Below are 16,040 nucleotides of genomic sequence, written 5' to 3'. Positions count from 1 at the left end.
AATGGTATTCATAGCGTTCTCCGCTAATAGGTGTTTGTGTGTTTATACGCCAATCACAAAGGGCGATGCAATGGTTCGACAAAACGAAGGTTTTGCCGAACTCTATCGAGGAATGGCTCGGTTCGTTAAGCTCCCCGCGCTACGGTTCAAATAACTGGTACGCTTAATCAAAGTTCAACTATTACTAACGTAGTCGAGTAAACAGTACTTTTGATGAAGATCGGTTATGCGCGAGTGAGCACTCGGGATCAGAAAGCCGACCTACAAGTCGATGCCCTGAAACAGGCCGGGTGCGAACGCATCTACCAAGACATCGCCAGCGGCGCGAAAAGCGCCCGGCCGGAGTTGGACAAACTGCTGGCCAACGTGCGGCCGGGTGATGCCGTGGTGATCTGGAAGCTGGATCGCCTTGGGCGTTCCCTCAAGCACCTGGTCGAGTTGGTCGGCGAGCTGGCAGAGCGCAAGGTCGGCTTACAGAGCCTGAATGACCCCATCGACACCACCCACGCCCAAGGCCGCCTGGTGTTCAACCTGTTCGCCTCGCTGGCGGAGTTCGAGCGCGAGCTGATCCGCGAGCGGACTCAGGCGGGTCTGTCGGCCGCACGGGCGCGTGGCCGGATCGGTGGCCGTCCCAAGGGCCTGCCAGCCAAGGCTGAGGCCACCGCCATGGCGGCCGAAACCCTCTACCGCGAAGGTCGCCTGAGCGTCAGCGCGATCGGCGAGAAGCTGCACATCTCCAAGAGCACGCTGTACAGCTACCTGCGCCACCGTGGTGTCGAGATCGGCGCGTACCAGAAGAGCGCCAGGTCACGCGACCAGCAGCCTTCGGCCGCGTCGCCGGCAGAGCCGCCCGCCGCCGAGCGGGTGGCCACCGTCACCCTGCGCCTCGCGGTGGTGAATAACAGCAAGTTCGTGCGCGGCCGGAAGCGGGCCACGGAGAACATTGAGCGCTACTGCCTGGAGCCCTATGGCATGAAGCGGCTGGATGCCGGCCACTATGAGTTGACCATTCCGTATCGGAGCGACGATGAGCTGGACAAGAGCGTGCATGACCTGCTGACCGAGATCAGCCAGGAGGCCGACATGCGCAACTGTTTTGTCGAGATGGGCGCCTGGGAAGAAGACACCGAAAAGCGTTGGTAGGGCTTACGTTGGTTTTTGGTTCCATTGCTCCCCAAACCCCAAACCCCTGACGGGATTTCTCCCGCAGGGGTTTGTGTTTGCCGGGACGAGTGCCCCGGCTGTTCAGTTATCAGTGGTTCGAGTTATCGAAGCACTGCGAGCACAGCTCAGCACCATCGGGACACCCGATGATTTTTTCTGCTGGTGAGTTGCAAGACGAACATACGTCCTGGTTCTCAAGGGTCAGCCTCTCGACTTCAACCGGGAACCAGTAGCAGTCCCAATCGAGGTAAACGAAGGCCTTTGGCCGCCACTCAGGGTCAATCTCCCGGACAAAGCCCAGAATCTTTTTCCCCTGAATTTCCACTCCCATACCGTTCAGCACCGTCACCGTGTCCCCTTGAGCGAACTCGCAGGGGATGGGTGCCGTTGCCGCCACATGCTCGGAAATGAAGGCTTTACGCTTGGCATCAGTCATCATCGGACACCTCACGCAGCCAGCTGGTAGACGCCAGTTTCTACCCGGACGAAATAACGCTCGTCCTGCAGAACCTGCCGCACCTTGGCTTGCCAGTTGTTGTTGCTGCGACTCGACGCAAACGGCTCGATCTTGGCGTTGATGTCCTTCAGGTGAAGAACCTTCCCGCCCTGCAGCACCCGGCGCACAGCAGCACGCCAGGTAATACCCGTCATTGCCACAGCTCGGCGCTGCATTGCCCCAAGAAGGAACAACGAGGCCTGCTGGCGGCGGAAGACGAGCAGTTTTTCGTGGGAAATTCGCACCAGGTTGCCCCGGTACGAGCGTGAGTCGGATACGCAGTTGTGCTGGACCTTGATGATCTCGTCGATCAGCTTGCCCGGCGCTATGCGCTCTACCAACGAAGACAGGTTGTAATACTCGCCTGCACGACGAAGGTTTCCCATCAGGATTCCGTACACGCCATTGGCCTCAACGGCGTCATGGATGTTCATCACCGCGAGCTCAAGAGCTTCGGTGAAGTCAGCCATCGACATGCGCGACATATCCCACTTGTGAGGCTCATTGCCCCACTCAATACCGCTGTACTGGAGCATTCCCGCATACGGAGGGTGCCACCAGGCGACGTGAGCTTCTTCTCCCAGATGGGATTTGAGATCGTCGACCAGGAGGTTGAACCCCTGGTGCAGATCCGTTCCGACGAACCGTAGGCCCATCTCGCGGGCAACATCGACGCTCGTACCGCCACCAATGCTTGGGTCAACAATCAACCCATCCTTGCGCTTGATGTAGGTAGCGAAGAAGTCCTTCACGATATGGCCGGTGCAGTTGCCCCGGTACCGCGAATTCCCATAGTTGCCACGATCAGGGTACGAAACCACAGAGGTCTTCAACATTGTCCATTTCTCCTTTCTGGAGCCCAGACGGAGAAAACCCGCGAGGGGGTTTTCCCCCTCACGGGCAGTCGGTTATTTCATGTGTTTACGCATGATGCTGAGTACGCCCTCGCGGACTTCCTCATGGTCAGCGCCACTAGCGTTGCAGCAGGCCTTGAAGCTGAAGGGATGGTTCTCATCCGACAGCAGCCAGTCAATTGCTTCACGCCAATTCGCATCACTCACCTGCGGGTGCAGGATCTGACGCAGTGTTAGCTTGAGCAGGTAGTCACGAAGCCAGTCGATATAATCGTCGGTGATTTCTTCGCTTGCCCGCAGCTTTTCCAGTGCTTCATCAGACATCTCAAGGATGTCTAGGAACCCCAATTGCTCAACTGTCCGCGCAACAGTCAGAGCACGAGGCCGACGCTCGAACGAGCGCCGCTGGATGATTACCTCCTCGCCAAACAGATCGAGGAGAGGCATTGCCAACGCAGTATTTTCCATTTTGTGGCTCCCACAACGCGAAAGGGGCCACTCCCGGTAGGGGTGACCCCCTATCGGGTTGGATTGCTTGACTTAGGCGACCAGGGACTCGCGAACCAGCTCAAAGAGCGCGTTCTTGAGGTTGGCAACCGTGCCTATTGCTCGGTAGTGAGTGAACAGCCGGGACAGAACGTGCTCATTGGCACCTCCAAACCCCAAACCAATCACCTCTATGCCGCTGTTTACGCAGCGCGTGATCATCTCTTTCGCGGAGTGAGCGTTGTCCGGCTCGCCATCAGTGATGACGAACAGGATCTTGCGCTCGCCCTTGGCGATGATCAGATCCGTTGCTGCAGGCCACAGTGCTTCGGCGAGGGGCGTACACCCCTGCACTTCAGCGCCGAAAGCTCTTTGTTGCACTGCAGAAATCAGCCGTTCCCGGTGACTCTTGATCAGCGCGCATCGCTCAACACCATCGTGCCCACGGTCAGGAAAGGACATCGCGCCGGTCGTAACCTTCGGGATGTTTTCCAGCGAATGGAGCACCGCATAGAGCGCTGCCTCAGCTTCATTCATCGCTTCCCGCATGCTCCCCGACTTATCGAGGAGAAATTGGATTGCTGCTGAATGCCGCTCAGCACGCGCCTTACTGCGGAACACTCGCGTCTCACCAGCCGGAAGCATGGCGATTCGTGTTGTGTCTATACGCCGGCCTGAGCGCTTGAGGCGCACACGGCAATCAACCTGAGCCTGCAGCAGTCCATTGAGGCACTGACGCAGCCCAGACGATTGCTCAATGCCTGCACGAATCCGACGCTGTGAGGCATCTTCACCACGCAATGCACTGCGCCCACCCAAGGAAAATGCCCTTTCGACACCTTGGCGCTTTGCCTTGTTACCCAACATCGCAGCTGCGGCATCTCCGACTTCCGACACCAACCCTTCCAAGTCGGCCTCGGTGGCGTTCATGGCCTGCTCGCGCAGATCAGAAGCCCCATCGTTGTTGCCTGGTTCGCCTTGCTCGGCATCGCCATCCTGCTGGTCACCCTTTTCATTGACTTCACCCTGCTCATCGCCGGACGAAGATTTCTGCTCAGATTCGGTATCACCCTCCTCCTCGCTATCTCCACCCTCGGTTGCCTTGGTGTCGCCGCCTTGCTCGCTCTGCTGCTCCTGGTCATCACCACCTTGAGACTGGCCTTGTGGCTGGTCATCAGGCTGGCTCTGCTCGTCTTGGCCCTGTTGGGTGTCAGAGTCGCTGTCGTCATCCTGGTCCTGCTGTTGATCCTCCGGAGAGGGCAGCATGGCAATGATGGCGTCAACCAGGCCAAGGACATCCTTTGTGCTGTTGCACTTCAGGACATCACAGGCTGTGAGCATGATCTGGTCGGCCAGGTCAGCACCCAGAAGTGCCTCCAGCGCGTTCAGATACGCTTTTGCGGGAACCTCAAGCTGCGGCTCCTGAACTTTCCAGTAAGTGCCGATGAGGATTGCGTTGTGTACGACATGGAGCGGAGGACAGCTCTCTACCTGCTCAGGCCGAAACGGCTCAAGTAGAACCTTGCGGTTCAGGTAGCGAATATCCTCCTCAGTACCGGGGTACTGATCCATGCTCATCCGCTCAATGCGAATGTCCTCTAGCGCGTTCAGCAATCGCTTGCGGAACGGCGTCTTCAGCGTGAGCTTGAACACGTCCATATCAGTGTTGCGGACATGGGAGCATTCGTGCGCGATGAATCCGAAGGACAGCGGAAGGTCGTCCAGGTTGAACGGGACAACTACTTTTTGGCCGTCTGTGTAGGCCGTTGTTCCCTCTACCACCACCTTGACGCCGGTTTGCTCGCTCAGGTGTTGTGCATAGATCGGCAGGGAGCCAATCAGGGAGTTATTGTTCATCTCGATTCTCCTTTCTCGCCTCCGCGCTAAAGGGAATCCCCCCAGGCGGGAGGACTCCCGCGCGGGGTTTATTGGTTGGTTAGAACCAGAAGCCGGCTGCTTGTGGCAGTGGTTCGGGTGCTATGTCTGGCTCAGTCGCAGCGTCGGCAGGCACCTCATCGGTGGCCTGTTCGGCGGGTACTACTGAGCTTTTTTCGTTGCTTGGGCGGAACTGGAACAACGTAGCCAGCACCGCTTCGTCAGCTTCCTCAAGCTCCTCTTCTACCGCCTCCACAGCATCGACCTGCGGCGCTTGCGCGCTACTGGCTTCAACTGGCTCAGGGGTAGATTCCTGCACTGGATCGATCTGCGGCGGCTCGATATGGGCCACAGCTTCCGGTTCCTGCACAGCAAGCGTCGCGACCTGGCCAACAGCCTGGTTTAGATGCTTGATGAGTCGCTTGATCGAATCCTCATCCGAGAGGGAAGAGACGAGGGTTACCACGGTGTTGTACTGCGTGCCGTTGACCACACCCGAGGTTGGTAGCGCCGCGAGAATCGCGTCGATGTGCTCGGAGAGGGCTTTAACATCGCTGGACAGGAACATCAGGCCGCGTAGCTTGGCGTTGATTTTCCGTACCGTATTGAGCGTGGTTTGAGTGACATGGCCACGAGTGGCCAGGCCGGTTTCCAGCAGTCGTTCAGCAGTTTCAGCGGTTTCAGCGTAGAGCTGATCCGCCAGGCCGCGTACTTGGCCACCGAGGGTGCCGGACAAGTGTTTGTCGCCATCAGGTGCTACACGGCAAGCCGCATAGCCGAACTGCATTCCGGCATCCACAACCCCTTTCGGCGTCACGGAAGACCGGATGGCGTCGCGCCACTCTTGTTTCTCCCACCCCTTCTCGATCCACTCGGTTACCCAGCGGTCGTAGTTAGGCAGGAAGTTGTTTTTCAGGTCGTAGAATTGCGTCTTCAGGGCCTCCAGGCGGTCAACGACATCCTGGATACGGTCCTGAGAAATGGCATAGCCACCGAGGAATTTCACCCCGCACTCTTCCACCACCTTTGTTGCCTGCCGCTTGATCTTCTCGAACGGTTTCAGCTTCTCCGGGTCGATGACACGCATCGAGCCAAGAGACGCCAAAGTTGCAGGAGGAATTTTCCCCTCCAGCATTTCAGGCTTCAGTTTCTTGCGCGCTGTCCACAGGTGAATGCCGGACAGATCAACCAGCAGAATTTGATCAAGGATCTTGATCTCATTGGCTTGAATGGTCATTTGTGATTTTCCTTTTCTCGAAAGCAAAAAAGGGGAATCACACCCTTGTGGGGGAGATTCCCCCATTAGGGTTTTGATCAGGCTGCGTGGGACCAGGTACCACCAAAAACGCTTTGCGCGATCTTGACGATGCCCAGACGCTGAGTTTTGTCGCAGCGATTAAGCAGCGACTCGTTCAGTGCGTCCTGAATTGGGTTAGCGCTTGCACCCAACTGGGTGTAGGCCAACGCGATACGAGCCCAGCGCTGCAACATCCGGGTGGAAATTGTCACGCTGAGGTAATTGCCGTTCTTCCCCTGGTGTTGGTCACGAACAGAGTTCGCCACCTTGACCATGTTCTGAGCGACGTTTTCAGGGAGGCCGGGGATTCCTTGCATCAGAGCAGCGATTTCGCTATCTGGTTGCAGGTAGTCCACCTTCCACACACGGAAGCGATCCAGCGACGCCAGGTTCTGCTGCATGGTGCCAGCATGGAGCCCGTTGTCATCGCCCTGCCCACAGGTGTTGCCGCAAGCGACAAACCGGAAGTTAGGGTGAGGCTTGACCACTTCACCGCCGTTTTCTGCAATCACCAAGGGTCGCCCCTCAAGGATTGCGTGCAAGCCCACAGTGACGGCCGGATCGAGCGTGTCGTACTCATCGAGCACAAACACGAAACCAAGGCGCATGGCCTTGGTCAGCGGCCCATCCACAAACTTCGTGTTCAGGTCGCCACTCACCGGGTCGGTGACGGGCAGGTTGTAGCCGGTAAGCTCCGGCATCTCCATGCGGCTATGAGCCGACACAGTGATGCACGGCCAGTTCAGGCGGGCACTTACTTGCTCTACTAGCGAAGACTTGCCCGAGCCAGTTGGCCCTACCAGCATGCCGGCATCGCCGAACGGGGTGTACAACCAGTTCATGAAGGGCTTCAGCAGCTCCTCACGGAAGACATAGTTGACGTTCTTCGGTGCGACATAATCCATGAAGTGATGGGTGGGATCGAAAGCAGGCGCTTGCGCGTTGCTAACAAAACCGAACTCAGTCATGGCTACTTTGCTGTCAAACTTTTGCATCTTTAATTCTCCATTCTCAAAAGCAAAGCCCGAAGAAAGGAGAACTCCCAGTAGGGAATTTCTCCCCCAGTGGGCGATTATTTAGTTGTTGCGATTAAGCAGCTTCGACCAGCGCGATAATGGACATGCCTTCATCGGTGGTCTTTTTGGTGAAGCTCACAACTGGCGTCAGGTTGAAGTAAACCAACTCGGCGACCAGTGAGCGCATCATCCACGGCGGGCAACTTACCAGGACGGAAGTTGCACCCGTTTTCTCCGACTCATTGCGGGCAATTTCTGCGAGTCTTTCGACGCGAACAGAAACTTGCTCTTGGGTCGGCGGCAATGGGAAGTACAGGAGATTACGAATCTCCTGAAATTCTTTCCACGAGCGAAGATCCTTCACGCCGAAGCGCTCCAGATCAGCAGTGGCTTTAAACTTAGTCAGGTTGATGACTTGTTTCATTTTCTTAGCTCCAATTTTTAAGAGCGAAGAAACCCCATACGGGGATTCCCCGCTGGGATGTTTTTCAGGTTATTTGAACTGGATGAGTCGCCAGTTTTCGACCCGTGCAAGGCACGGACAAACACCAACGCTCATGCGTTAGTGATTGATTTCTGGAACTTGGAGTGCGCTATCGTATGAAAGCGACTTACTTGAAGCCGCACAGGGCGTGCGGCTTGGAGATTCTTGAGCTGTAATGCGGACAGCTGCCGCGCCTTTCGGCAGTAGTAATCATGCCGTTTTCACCGGCCAGCTTCAACCGATACGAGCACGCAAATTTGCGAAAGCGCCCATCAAACCCAGGCCAGATGGAACTTGAACTGCGCCAGGCTCCTGACCCTTCTCAGCTCATGCTGGAGGCCCGCGCTCGCGCGGACAGTATCGCCTTGACATCCTCCCCGCCCTATAGAGCGGGGATTCCTACAGCTAGACGGCGATGTCCCGCCGCGAGGATGTTCCGGGCCGCGTTGATGTCGCGGTCGTGAGTGACACCACACTCACAGGTCCATTCTCTTATTCCAAGCCCTGCGATACCTCTCGGCCTGCTGTCGGGCATTGCGCCGCAACAGCTACAGGTTTGGGTGGTGTACGCCTCGCTGACTTCCCTGAACACGATACCTGCGTGAGCGCACTTGTAGGCCAGCATCGTTTTCAGTTGGCCCCAGCCGGCATCGAGCACGGACTTGGCCATATTGGTTTTGGCGAGTTTCTGCGGACTAACATCGCCCACCACAATCAGATTGCACCGCTCGACCAGTGAGCGGCTGAACTTGTGCAGGGCATCCTTGCGCCGGTTGGCGATCTTCGCGTGAATGGTCCGGACACGGGCTTTCTTGCCGGCGCGCTGAGCAATGGCCAGGGCCGGCTCCAGATCCCGGTAGAAGCGTGCGTTTTCAAGCGCGGCCCCATCGCTACAGGTGGCCACGGTTTTGAGACCCAGGTCGATACCCACGGCGTGCTTCCCGGCCGAAGGCTTGGCCTCTACATCGACCACCACATTGAAATACCAGCGGCCACGGGCATCTTCAGTGAAGCTACCGGAGCGGAAACGGTAATGGCCCAGGCCGAAGCTGTCCCATACCTTGAAGAAGTTGCCGTTGTGGTAGACCTGGCCATTCTTCCAGCTCGCCGCGCCGGTATTGAGCGGAATCCAGCCCAGAGAACGGCGCACACCACGGGACTTGCGCCAGTTGAGCCGGCTCTTGCGAAACTGCAAGCGCCGAGTGGCGTACTCCTTTCCCACCACCTGAACGGTATGACTGTGTAGCCCCAACTCCTTGGCGCAGCCGTTGGTGTATTTCTGCATGTCGTAGGCCGACAAAAATACCCCGCGCTCACGGATCGAGCGTTGGCTGAGTTCGTTCAGGTAGTTCCAGACGAAATTCACGCTACGAGCCATGTGCCGGAGCATCGGGGCGTGCTTGTCTCGAATCCGGACCTTGAGGGTCTTAGTCTGGGTCATGTGATCAGTGTTTCATGCGCCCAGAAAAACCCAACACCGGGCAAGGCTGCGCCTTGCTCGCTATCCTCCCCGGTCTGAACACCGGGGCTTGCCGCGCTACCTGGTCAGGGTGCGCTGCGCCCTGAGCTTTACGACCAAGCAACTGCTGCACTAGAGGCCCCCGCGCGCACCCCGCACCCAATCCCAGCAGTACCATACCGTCGAGGGGGCAAGGACGAACACAACCGATCCGGCCACGGCAAGGGTTACCACGGAGACAGCGCCGAACACCGCGCAGATCAATGCCCACTCTGCACCGAGCAAGGCCTTCTCCAGGTACTGAGCGCCATTGGCACCGACCAGCGATGTTCCAGCTGCCCACAGGCCCTCCACGGCCAGCACCAGGCAGCCGCCGAGCACAACGACGCCAATCAGCCCCTTGAGGCCAGTCTTGATGTCTGCCCAGCTCGGTATCGCGTGCATCGCGATCATCAGCAGCAGGCAGGCCACCAGAGCGCCTGCGAGGCCCGAGGTTGCTTGATCGAGCAACGCCCCCAAACTCAGCATGGCAACCTGACCTATCCACAGCGACAAGCACACCACCCCCTGGTTGGGCGCTTCTACCGCGTAGTAGGTACCCAGCACGAGCACCACGATCAGCCCACCTGCGATCAGCGGCGCTATGCCCTGCAGGGCCATGCCTACGGCGTGACGGATGTTGCCGGGGCTATACCGGAACCGGACGAAACCCATGCTGCCGGTGATGACGTTCGGAGAGTAGAGCGAGATCGACGTGATACGCAGGCCGAACAACAAGCACGTCAGCGCATGAGCCATCTCATGGATTGGGGTACCAATGATGCCGGTGGCCCGATAAACGCCCCAGGCCATCATCGACATGCGGCTCACCAGCTTCTCCCATATCCAGATGACCATAGAGGGCACAAGAAGAAGCCCCAGGAAAAGCTCAATCATGCTGTAGCGCCCTTTGATGCCTGCATCATCTTCATCGCGGTCACTGCTTTGCGGATAATCACTTCCACAATCATGTTGATCACGAGCACCTTCTTTGCCCGCGTCGCGCCGACATAGAGCAGGTTCAATTCGTCGACGAGCTTTTCACCGTTGATCTTCTCAGTGTCGAAGATGTCCGGGAAGTCCTCCTCAAGCATCACCACATCCCATTCCAGACCTTTGCTCCGGTGAACGGTACTCACTGTCACATCGGCCTTGGACTGATCATCGGTGGAGTTGCGGCGCAGCGCGGCCAGTAGTTTCGGGATGTCCGGGTGATCCTTGATGATGCGCAGCAGGCGATTCATCTCCGGATCTTTGGTCTCCTCTGCAGCCTCGCTGAAGTTCTCAAAGCAATTGAACGGGCCGTACATCCGCTTGTTGCGGATCTCATCGCGTCGACCTTGCTTGAGGTAGTAGAGGTCTTCGAGGTCGGAAATTTGGTAAGCCTCAATGCCTCCATTCCAGTAGACGGTCTGGCCCCCGGTCACCGCGTCGATGGCGGTCATGATGACGCCGGCAACAGTTCTGTTGAGCACAGCATGGTGCTCGGTACCGAATGGCAGCGAGGTGGTTACTCGGTCCTTTGCGCCATACCCAACCAGGGGGCGTGTTTCGCCCTGCATTGCCAAGATGGCGTTTGCCACCCCGGCGATCATTGGGCCAAAGCGGAATGAGTTAGTCAGGAACATGGCGTCAGCACCCAGCTCGATCTGCTCGTCGAGGGCGTTTTCAGCTCCACGCCAGCGGTAAATCTGCTGCCATTTATCACCCACAAATATTTTCCGTGCGCGCTGTTCGGCAACGATTGCCGCCGTCACAGGGTTGCTGTCCTGCGCCTCGTCGAACAGCACAACGTCAAATGGCAGTTGCGGCCGGCTGAGCTGGTAGAGCTTGAGGTAGGCGTCATGCTCGCAGGGGAATTTATGCTTGGTGTCACACATGGCCTCCCAGATGCGCTGGGCCGAGTGGATCACCTTGTCGATGTAGGCGTCGCCGGCTGTCTGCAGCTCCTCTTGGCCGCTGCTGAAGATGTGGGCAAGCCCAATCTCCGCTTGGGCGCTGGACATATAGGCAGCCAGGGTGGCTTGGGCGTCCTTGATGAGCCCCCAGTCGCGCGTACCCAGCAAGTTACCAATGTCAGTCAGGCGAGCGTTGCCCAGCTTGTGCTGGTACTGCCGGCCGAAGGTGCCCCATGCAAGTTGGTGGGAGGTCTTGCACACGACATTGCTGGGAAACTTGGAGGCCCCCTCGTCACGAATCGCCCGGTTGTAGGCCAGATAGAGGATGCGCAGCTTGGGGTGTGCATGCGCGTAGGCAACGAGCGTCGTTGTCTTGCCGCATCCGGCGTAGGCCTTCACGACCAGGTGATCGCCTTCGTAGTCGATGATCGGTTGCTGTTCAGGAGTCGAGTTCATGCGGATTCCAAGGGATTATTTTTCTGTCGAGTTCGCGCGACGCTTTTGCGCGCGGCCGTTGCGCACGAAGAACACTAGGTTCGCGATGAATGCCCATAGCGTGTACGCCAGGTCGACCTGCTTGCCGTGTTCACCAGCTACCCAGCACAGAAGGACGCCCAGCGCATCGCCAAAAAACATGATCAGAAGAAACCCAGTGGCCGCTGATACGCCGAATTGCCAGCGAGCAAAGCCGATAGAAACCGCAGTGATCAGCATCGCGCCTACAGGCGGAACTGGCACACCCAGGACCAGGGGCGGAAGCAAACTGCTGACCAACACCCCCAGAACGACGAGCAGAGCCAGGTGGCGATTTGATAGTGATGTCAGTCCGTCGCCCTGATGGCGAAACGTGAGCGCTCTCCAGGCGTGCCAAACGAGAGCGATGAGGTAGCCCGTGGCTGCAGAGCGGAAGGTCAGTGGCGGGTTGCTGATGGGGTCCATGATGGCTCCTTTACGATGGCGCCATGCTCGCATGTCCTTCGTTTATCCCAAGCGGATATCGGGACGGATTAGGTCCAGATTAACCACGCCCAGAAACGACAAAGCCGCCCGTAGGCGGCTCTGCTTGATGATTCGATTACTTGGCGTTTACGGCATCCTTGAACTGCTTGCCGGCCGAAAATTTCGGGGCTTTGGACGCGGCGATGTTCAGCGGCGCTCCGGTCTGCGGGTTGCGCCCGGTGCGCGCAGCGCGCTCGGTTACCTCGAAGGTGCCGAAGCCGACCAGCGTCACCTTGTCGCCTGCAGCCACGGCATCCTGGACGGTCGATACGAAGCTGTTGAGCACTTCGCTGACGGCGGTTTGGGTCTGGCCTGTCTGCTGGGCGATTTGCTGCACGAGTTCTTGACGATTCATTGTGTTGCTCCTACTGGTTGAATTTCTAAGGCCTGGCCAGCGTATCAAGGGCCTGGTCAATCCCAAGCCCTGGTTCCGGCTCTCCACTCAGCTCAATACTGAGGGTGGTGGTTTGCCGGCCATCCGCTGCCACTGCCTGGCTAACGCTTATCGACTGCATGCCCACTCCAACTGCTTTCGACTCGAATGTGCGCGGGCCTTGCTCCTGGGCCGCTTTGAGCAACGCCCGCAGTGCCGAATAGCGGGCGGCGTTGTCGATCGTTCCTCGGGCATGCAGCTGGGCTGGGTCGGTCAGTGCGCGGTCGAACTCCTGCGAGCCCAACCTCGTTCCGCTCACGGTCGCAAATGCTTCCAACAGATCGCGAACCGTGATGGTCCGGCCCTCCAGGGTCCGGCCTATGGGCACGCTGGTTTCGATCTCGCTGAGCTTCACTTGTGTTCAGCCTGGGCGATGTCGAGGATCTTTTGCGCCAGTTTGAGGCGGTACCGAGCCTCAGCTTCCAACATCCATTCAAGTCGCTCGCGTGTTTCGGAACCATCTGCTGTAGAGGGAAATGGACGCCCCATCAGCAACTGCAGGTACACCATTGGTGGCGTGGGAGTGTTCAGGCTGGCGGCTGTGCTGGCCAGCATTTGGAAGGTCTGCACGGAAAAACTCTCCTCGGGATTCGGTTTTCTAGGCTCGCTCATTTTGGGTTTGCATTCCACCCAAGTCACATCAACCAAACCTTTCCCTGCCTTTGCTCTTGGCGCGACGGACGTTGTAGCCCTTCACCCACTGGCTTATCTCAGGTGTGGTGGGCACAGGTTGAACGCTCAGAAACTCTCGCTTGATCGGCTCGCCCATGAACGCTTGGTAGGCGTACTGCGCCCATGCGTCCTTTTTGTTCTTGCTGCGGGCGTATTGCAGGAGCTCCCCATAGATCCGCTGTTTGTTATTGGGGCCGATCACTGTTTTGCGGTCTTCGAGCTTCACGAGCTTACCGTTGGCCACTGCAACGCCTTCCTTGATCTGCACCTCATGACCACACTTCGGGCATAGCAGCCCCGAGTACATGAACTTGCACTGCGGACAGGCCCGTTCCTTCTTCTCCTCGGGCTGCTGATCCTGCTTGCGCCGGTCGATAGGGTCGCCCTCTCCCGTGTCCAGCCGGTCAGGCAGGTCATCAGTGGGCTTGCCGTTTCGCAACAGGTTGCCAGCGTGGTCGATGATGATGCCAAATTTCTTGCCGATCTCAGGGCATAGCCGGAGCACACGCCCAAGCATCTGATAGTGCAGCATTAAGCTTTTCGTCGGGCGGGCCAATACGATGCAACTTGTCGCAGGGTCGTCAAAGCCCTTGGCGACCATCGCGACGCTGCAAAGCACTTTGATTTTGCCAGCCTTGTAGAGCCGGATAATCTCGTCCTGCTCGTCGCCGTCCATGTACCCGTCGATGTGGGCAGCCATCACGCCCGCGTTGAAGAACGCCTCGGCCAGTTGCTTGGAGTGGGCGACGTTACAGGCAAAGACGAGGGTTTGACGGTTCTCTCCTAGCTCCTTCCAGTGGCTAACTACGTCACCGACGATCTGGGCATCCCCCATGACCTCGGCCAGCTCGTCTTCGATCCAGTCACCGTTAGCGGCAGTTTTCACACCCTTGAGAGACGGCACCGAGGGGACATAGCACTCAGTTGGAACAAGGAAGCCCTGCTCGGTCAGCTCTTTCGTTGTGATACAGGTAACCAGGCGCTTGAAGATGAGACCCAGGCCCCGCCGAAATGGCGTCGCGCTCAGGCCAATGACCGGTACCCCATTCGCCTCGCACCAATTAATCAGCTCGATGTGTGCCTGGTGGAGAACGTGCGCCTCGTCGATCACCACCAGCTGCGGGGGGCGATGGGCCAGCATGGACTGCAGGCGCGGGCGCAGGCTCTGGATCGTCGCTACCTGAATCGGCAGGCTGTGATCTGTGCAGGGGTGGTCAGACTGAATGGCACCCGCCGTAATGCCATCAGCCATGAAGCGGGTGAGTGTCTGATCGAGCAGCTTCACGCCGTCGACGATGAACCATGCCCGTTTGCCCTTGGCGTGGGCACCCTTGATGATCGCCTTGGCCACTTCGGTTTTACCCGAGCCGGTCGGGCTCATGAGCATCTGCACCAAGTTCTTGGCCGCAACGCCTTGCCGGAGCATGCTCATCTGGGTTTTTTGGTAGTTGCGCAGTCCCATTGGGTCAACCCTGTATTTGAACCCATACAGGGAATCACGGGCTGGCAGAATCCCAAGCCCGCTAGTGCGCCTTCGGCAACTCCTTCCAGTTGGTGGTGTACGCAGGGCTCAGCATCTCCCGGCGCATCGACCACGCGCCGCCTGCTGTGTCGCGAGCAAGGCGTACTGCTCCCCGGCCCTGCTTGGCGTTGATCACGTCTATCACACGCATAAGCTCATCACTGCCCTGGCGTGGTTTTGGGGCGAAAAGATCCCCTGTGATTGATCCGCGCTCAACGAACTGTGAGAGCACTACGCCGGCCTTGGCGTAGGCCGGGCCTTCCCGGTATAGGCTGCGCAGGCCAGCGAGTGCCGCCTGGGCGATGTCGCGTGTGTCAGAACTGGGGAACGGTAGTGCAATGATCCTTGCCCCGCTGTATGGCTCGGACTTAGTGAAAGGGCTGGTTCTGGCGAACACCTGGACGCAGTTGGCCAGGCTCGCCTGCGCGCGGAGCTTCCCGGCTGCAGTGGTGGAGAAGGCGGTGACTGCACCCTCCAGCTGCTCCAGGGAGAAAACTTCCTCTCCAAATGAGCGCGAACAGATGATCTGCTGCTTTCGCTCCGGGCTGCCGTCGACAAACGGAAAGCACGCAATGCCGCGTAGCTCCCGTGCGGTACGCTCGACGTTGACGTTGAAGTAGCGGCGCAACAGCTTGGGGTCGGCGGTGGCCAGCTGCCAGGCAGTATGAATGTTCAGCTCGCCCTGCAGCTTGGCACTGAGCGCGCGGCCTATCCCCCAAACCTCAGACACAGGTGCGTACTTGAGCAGCTTTTCCTGGCGCACCGGGTCACGCAGATCGACGACGCAGCCGGTCTTGGCCTTCCATTTTTTCGCGGCCCAGTTGGCGAGCTTGGAGAGAGTTTTCGTCGGGCCTATACCGACACCGACGCCCATTCCAAGACGGCGCTGAATCTCGTCTCGGGCATGCCTTCCCCACTCTTCCGGATCGGGCACGCCACCGAGGTCTGCGAAGCATTCGTCAATGCTGTAGACAAAAATTCGCGGGGCCAGCTCTTCGAGGATGGCCATGATGCGGTTGCTGAGTGACTGGTTTATGTGTAATAGAAAGTCAATAAGAACCGGGCCATGCTCGCCCTTGGAGCTTCTCATACCCAACCGGTATGGCTGTAGCTTCTGAGGAGATCGCCGTCGCTCACCGGATCATCCGGTCATCCTGTTAGTAACCGGTCAAAGCTGATCTGTTACATCGAAGGCGGACACCTGTCCATCGACAACACCCCTGCCGAGCGGTGAACCGCCCTCCCATGTACATATGACCAAAACGTCGCCGTTATCCTACCGTTCTGTCATGCCTACCCACGACGGAGTATTGACGGTCTCCGTCCTATAACATAGCTTTTCCGAA

17 protein-coding genes are annotated in these 16,040 nt (G+C 58.2%); 1 reads left to right on the top strand and 16 read right to left on the bottom strand.

The annotated features are described in order from the left end of the window. The first annotated feature begins 213 nt into the window (after positions 1-213). Complete coding sequence (locus tag FHL16_RS31440; RefSeq protein WP_003150544.1) at positions 214-1,143, top strand: recombinase family protein; 930 nt, start codon at positions 214-216, stop codon at positions 1,141-1,143. Between the two features lie 109 nt (positions 1,144-1,252). Here FHL16_RS31440 and FHL16_RS31435 read toward each other — a convergent pair whose 3' ends face one another. The 16 genes from FHL16_RS31435 to FHL16_RS31360 form a co-directional block, all read right to left on the bottom strand. Next, positions 1,253-1,600 (bottom strand): hypothetical protein, encoded by a 348-nt coding sequence (locus FHL16_RS31435; protein WP_177346266.1) that lies wholly within the window; start codon positions 1,598-1,600, stop codon positions 1,253-1,255. A gap of 11 nt (positions 1,601-1,611) precedes the next feature. Next, the gene (locus tag FHL16_RS31430) at positions 1,612-2,496 is read right to left on the bottom strand and encodes a DNA adenine modification methylase (RefSeq protein ID WP_077750308.1); all 885 of its coding nucleotides are present in this window, start codon (positions 2,494-2,496) and stop codon (positions 1,612-1,614) included. A 72-nt stretch (positions 2,497-2,568) separates the two neighbouring features. After that, entirely contained in the window at positions 2,569-2,982 is a 414-nt protein-coding gene (locus FHL16_RS31425; RefSeq protein ID WP_069900594.1) for a hypothetical protein, read from the bottom strand. Positions 2,983-3,054: 72 nt separating this feature from the next. Beyond that, positions 3,055-4,857, bottom strand: coding sequence for a VWA domain-containing protein (locus FHL16_RS31420; RefSeq protein ID WP_077750307.1), 1,803 nt, complete (start codon positions 4,855-4,857; stop codon positions 3,055-3,057). A gap of 79 nt (positions 4,858-4,936) precedes the next feature. Further along, a complete protein-coding gene (locus tag FHL16_RS31415) occupies positions 4,937-6,112 on the bottom strand; it encodes a DUF3150 domain-containing protein (RefSeq protein WP_077750306.1) in 1,176 nt (391 codons plus the stop codon). 77 nt (positions 6,113-6,189) lie between these two features. After that, positions 6,190-7,167 carry an AAA family ATPase gene (locus tag FHL16_RS31410; protein WP_069900596.1) on the bottom strand — a complete coding sequence of 326 codons (978 nt, stop codon included), beginning with the start codon at positions 7,165-7,167 and terminating at the stop codon, positions 6,190-6,192. Positions 7,168-7,261: 94 nt separating this feature from the next. Then, positions 7,262-7,612, bottom strand: a complete 351-nt coding sequence (locus FHL16_RS31405; protein WP_069900597.1) for a hypothetical protein — start codon at positions 7,610-7,612, stop codon at positions 7,262-7,264. Positions 7,613-8,054: 442 nt separating this feature from the next. Beyond that, on the bottom strand, positions 8,055-9,113 hold the full coding sequence (locus FHL16_RS31400; protein WP_069900598.1) for an RNA-guided endonuclease InsQ/TnpB family protein: 1,059 nt from the start codon (positions 9,111-9,113) through the stop codon (positions 8,055-8,057). A gap of 150 nt (positions 9,114-9,263) precedes the next feature. After that, positions 9,264-10,067 (bottom strand): hypothetical protein, encoded by an 804-nt coding sequence (locus FHL16_RS31395; protein ID WP_069900599.1) that lies wholly within the window; start codon positions 10,065-10,067, stop codon positions 9,264-9,266. Further along, positions 10,064-11,524: a 3'-5' exonuclease gene (locus FHL16_RS31390; RefSeq protein ID WP_069900600.1), complete on the bottom strand. Its 1,461-nt coding sequence runs from the start codon at positions 11,522-11,524 to the stop codon at positions 10,064-10,066. The genes FHL16_RS31395 and FHL16_RS31390 overlap by 4 nt, the downstream gene beginning before the upstream one ends. A gap of 15 nt (positions 11,525-11,539) precedes the next feature. Continuing rightward, positions 11,540-12,007 (bottom strand): hypothetical protein, encoded by a 468-nt coding sequence (locus FHL16_RS31385; RefSeq protein ID WP_069900601.1) that lies wholly within the window; start codon positions 12,005-12,007, stop codon positions 11,540-11,542. Positions 12,008-12,143: 136 nt separating this feature from the next. Further along, a complete protein-coding gene (locus tag FHL16_RS31380; protein WP_256547034.1) occupies positions 12,144-12,467 on the bottom strand; it encodes an HU family DNA-binding protein in 324 nt (107 codons plus the stop codon). Further along, positions 12,448-12,855 (bottom strand): hypothetical protein, encoded by a 408-nt coding sequence (locus FHL16_RS31375; protein ID WP_069900603.1) that lies wholly within the window; start codon positions 12,853-12,855, stop codon positions 12,448-12,450. The genes FHL16_RS31380 and FHL16_RS31375 overlap by 20 nt, the downstream gene beginning before the upstream one ends. After that, the gene (locus FHL16_RS31370; protein WP_077750304.1) at positions 12,852-13,112 is read right to left on the bottom strand and encodes a hypothetical protein; all 261 of its coding nucleotides are present in this window, start codon (positions 13,110-13,112) and stop codon (positions 12,852-12,854) included. The genes FHL16_RS31375 and FHL16_RS31370 overlap by 4 nt, the downstream gene beginning before the upstream one ends. Before the next feature lie 28 nt (positions 13,113-13,140). Then, positions 13,141-14,634, bottom strand: coding sequence for a DEAD/DEAH box helicase (locus FHL16_RS31365; RefSeq protein ID WP_069900605.1), 1,494 nt, complete (start codon positions 14,632-14,634; stop codon positions 13,141-13,143). Positions 14,635-14,695: 61 nt separating this feature from the next. After that, positions 14,696-15,784 (bottom strand): DinB/UmuC family translesion DNA polymerase, encoded by a 1,089-nt coding sequence (locus FHL16_RS31360; RefSeq protein ID WP_077750303.1) that lies wholly within the window; start codon positions 15,782-15,784, stop codon positions 14,696-14,698. Positions 15,785-16,040: the final 256 nt, after the last annotated feature.

This window comes from Pseudomonas sp. FSL W5-0299 (genome assembly GCF_005930655.1).
Classification (GTDB): Bacteria; Pseudomonadota; Gammaproteobacteria; order Pseudomonadales; family Pseudomonadaceae; genus Aquipseudomonas; species Aquipseudomonas mandelii.
Note: the sequence above shows the minus strand (reverse complement) of the source record. Positions and strands in the feature narration are given on the sequence as shown.

Coding starts and splice junctions, on each gene's coding strand:
- FHL16_RS31420 (WP_077750307.1), bottom strand. CDS start 4,857: ATGAACAATAACTCCCTGATTGGCTCCCTGCCGATCTATGCACAACAC.
- FHL16_RS31425 (WP_069900594.1), bottom strand. CDS start 2,982: ATGGAAAATACTGCGTTGGCAATGCCTCTCCTCGATCTGTTTGGCGAG.
- FHL16_RS31365 (WP_069900605.1), bottom strand. CDS start 14,634: ATGGGACTGCGCAACTACCAAAAAACCCAGATGAGCATGCTCCGGCAA.
- FHL16_RS31395 (WP_069900599.1), bottom strand. CDS start 10,067: ATGATTGAGCTTTTCCTGGGGCTTCTTCTTGTGCCCTCTATGGTCATC.
- FHL16_RS31410 (WP_069900596.1), bottom strand. CDS start 7,167: ATGCAAAAGTTTGACAGCAAAGTAGCCATGACTGAGTTCGGTTTTGTT.
- FHL16_RS31435 (WP_177346266.1), bottom strand. CDS start 1,600: ATGACTGATGCCAAGCGTAAAGCCTTCATTTCCGAGCATGTGGCGGCA.
- FHL16_RS31360 (WP_077750303.1), bottom strand. CDS start 15,784: ATGAGAAGCTCCAAGGGCGAGCATGGCCCGGTTCTTATTGACTTTCTA.
- FHL16_RS31415 (WP_077750306.1), bottom strand. CDS start 6,112: ATGACCATTCAAGCCAATGAGATCAAGATCCTTGATCAAATTCTGCTG.
- FHL16_RS31390 (WP_069900600.1), bottom strand. CDS start 11,524: ATGAACTCGACTCCTGAACAGCAACCGATCATCGACTACGAAGGCGAT.
- FHL16_RS31370 (WP_077750304.1), bottom strand. CDS start 13,112: ATGAGCGAGCCTAGAAAACCGAATCCCGAGGAGAGTTTTTCCGTGCAG.
- FHL16_RS31385 (WP_069900601.1), bottom strand. CDS start 12,007: ATGGACCCCATCAGCAACCCGCCACTGACCTTCCGCTCTGCAGCCACG.
- FHL16_RS31440 (WP_003150544.1), top strand. CDS start 214: ATGAAGATCGGTTATGCGCGAGTGAGCACTCGGGATCAGAAAGCCGAC.
- FHL16_RS31430 (WP_077750308.1), bottom strand. CDS start 2,496: ATGTTGAAGACCTCTGTGGTTTCGTACCCTGATCGTGGCAACTATGGG.
- FHL16_RS31405 (WP_069900597.1), bottom strand. CDS start 7,612: ATGAAACAAGTCATCAACCTGACTAAGTTTAAAGCCACTGCTGATCTG.
- FHL16_RS31400 (WP_069900598.1), bottom strand. CDS start 9,113: ATGACCCAGACTAAGACCCTCAAGGTCCGGATTCGAGACAAGCACGCC.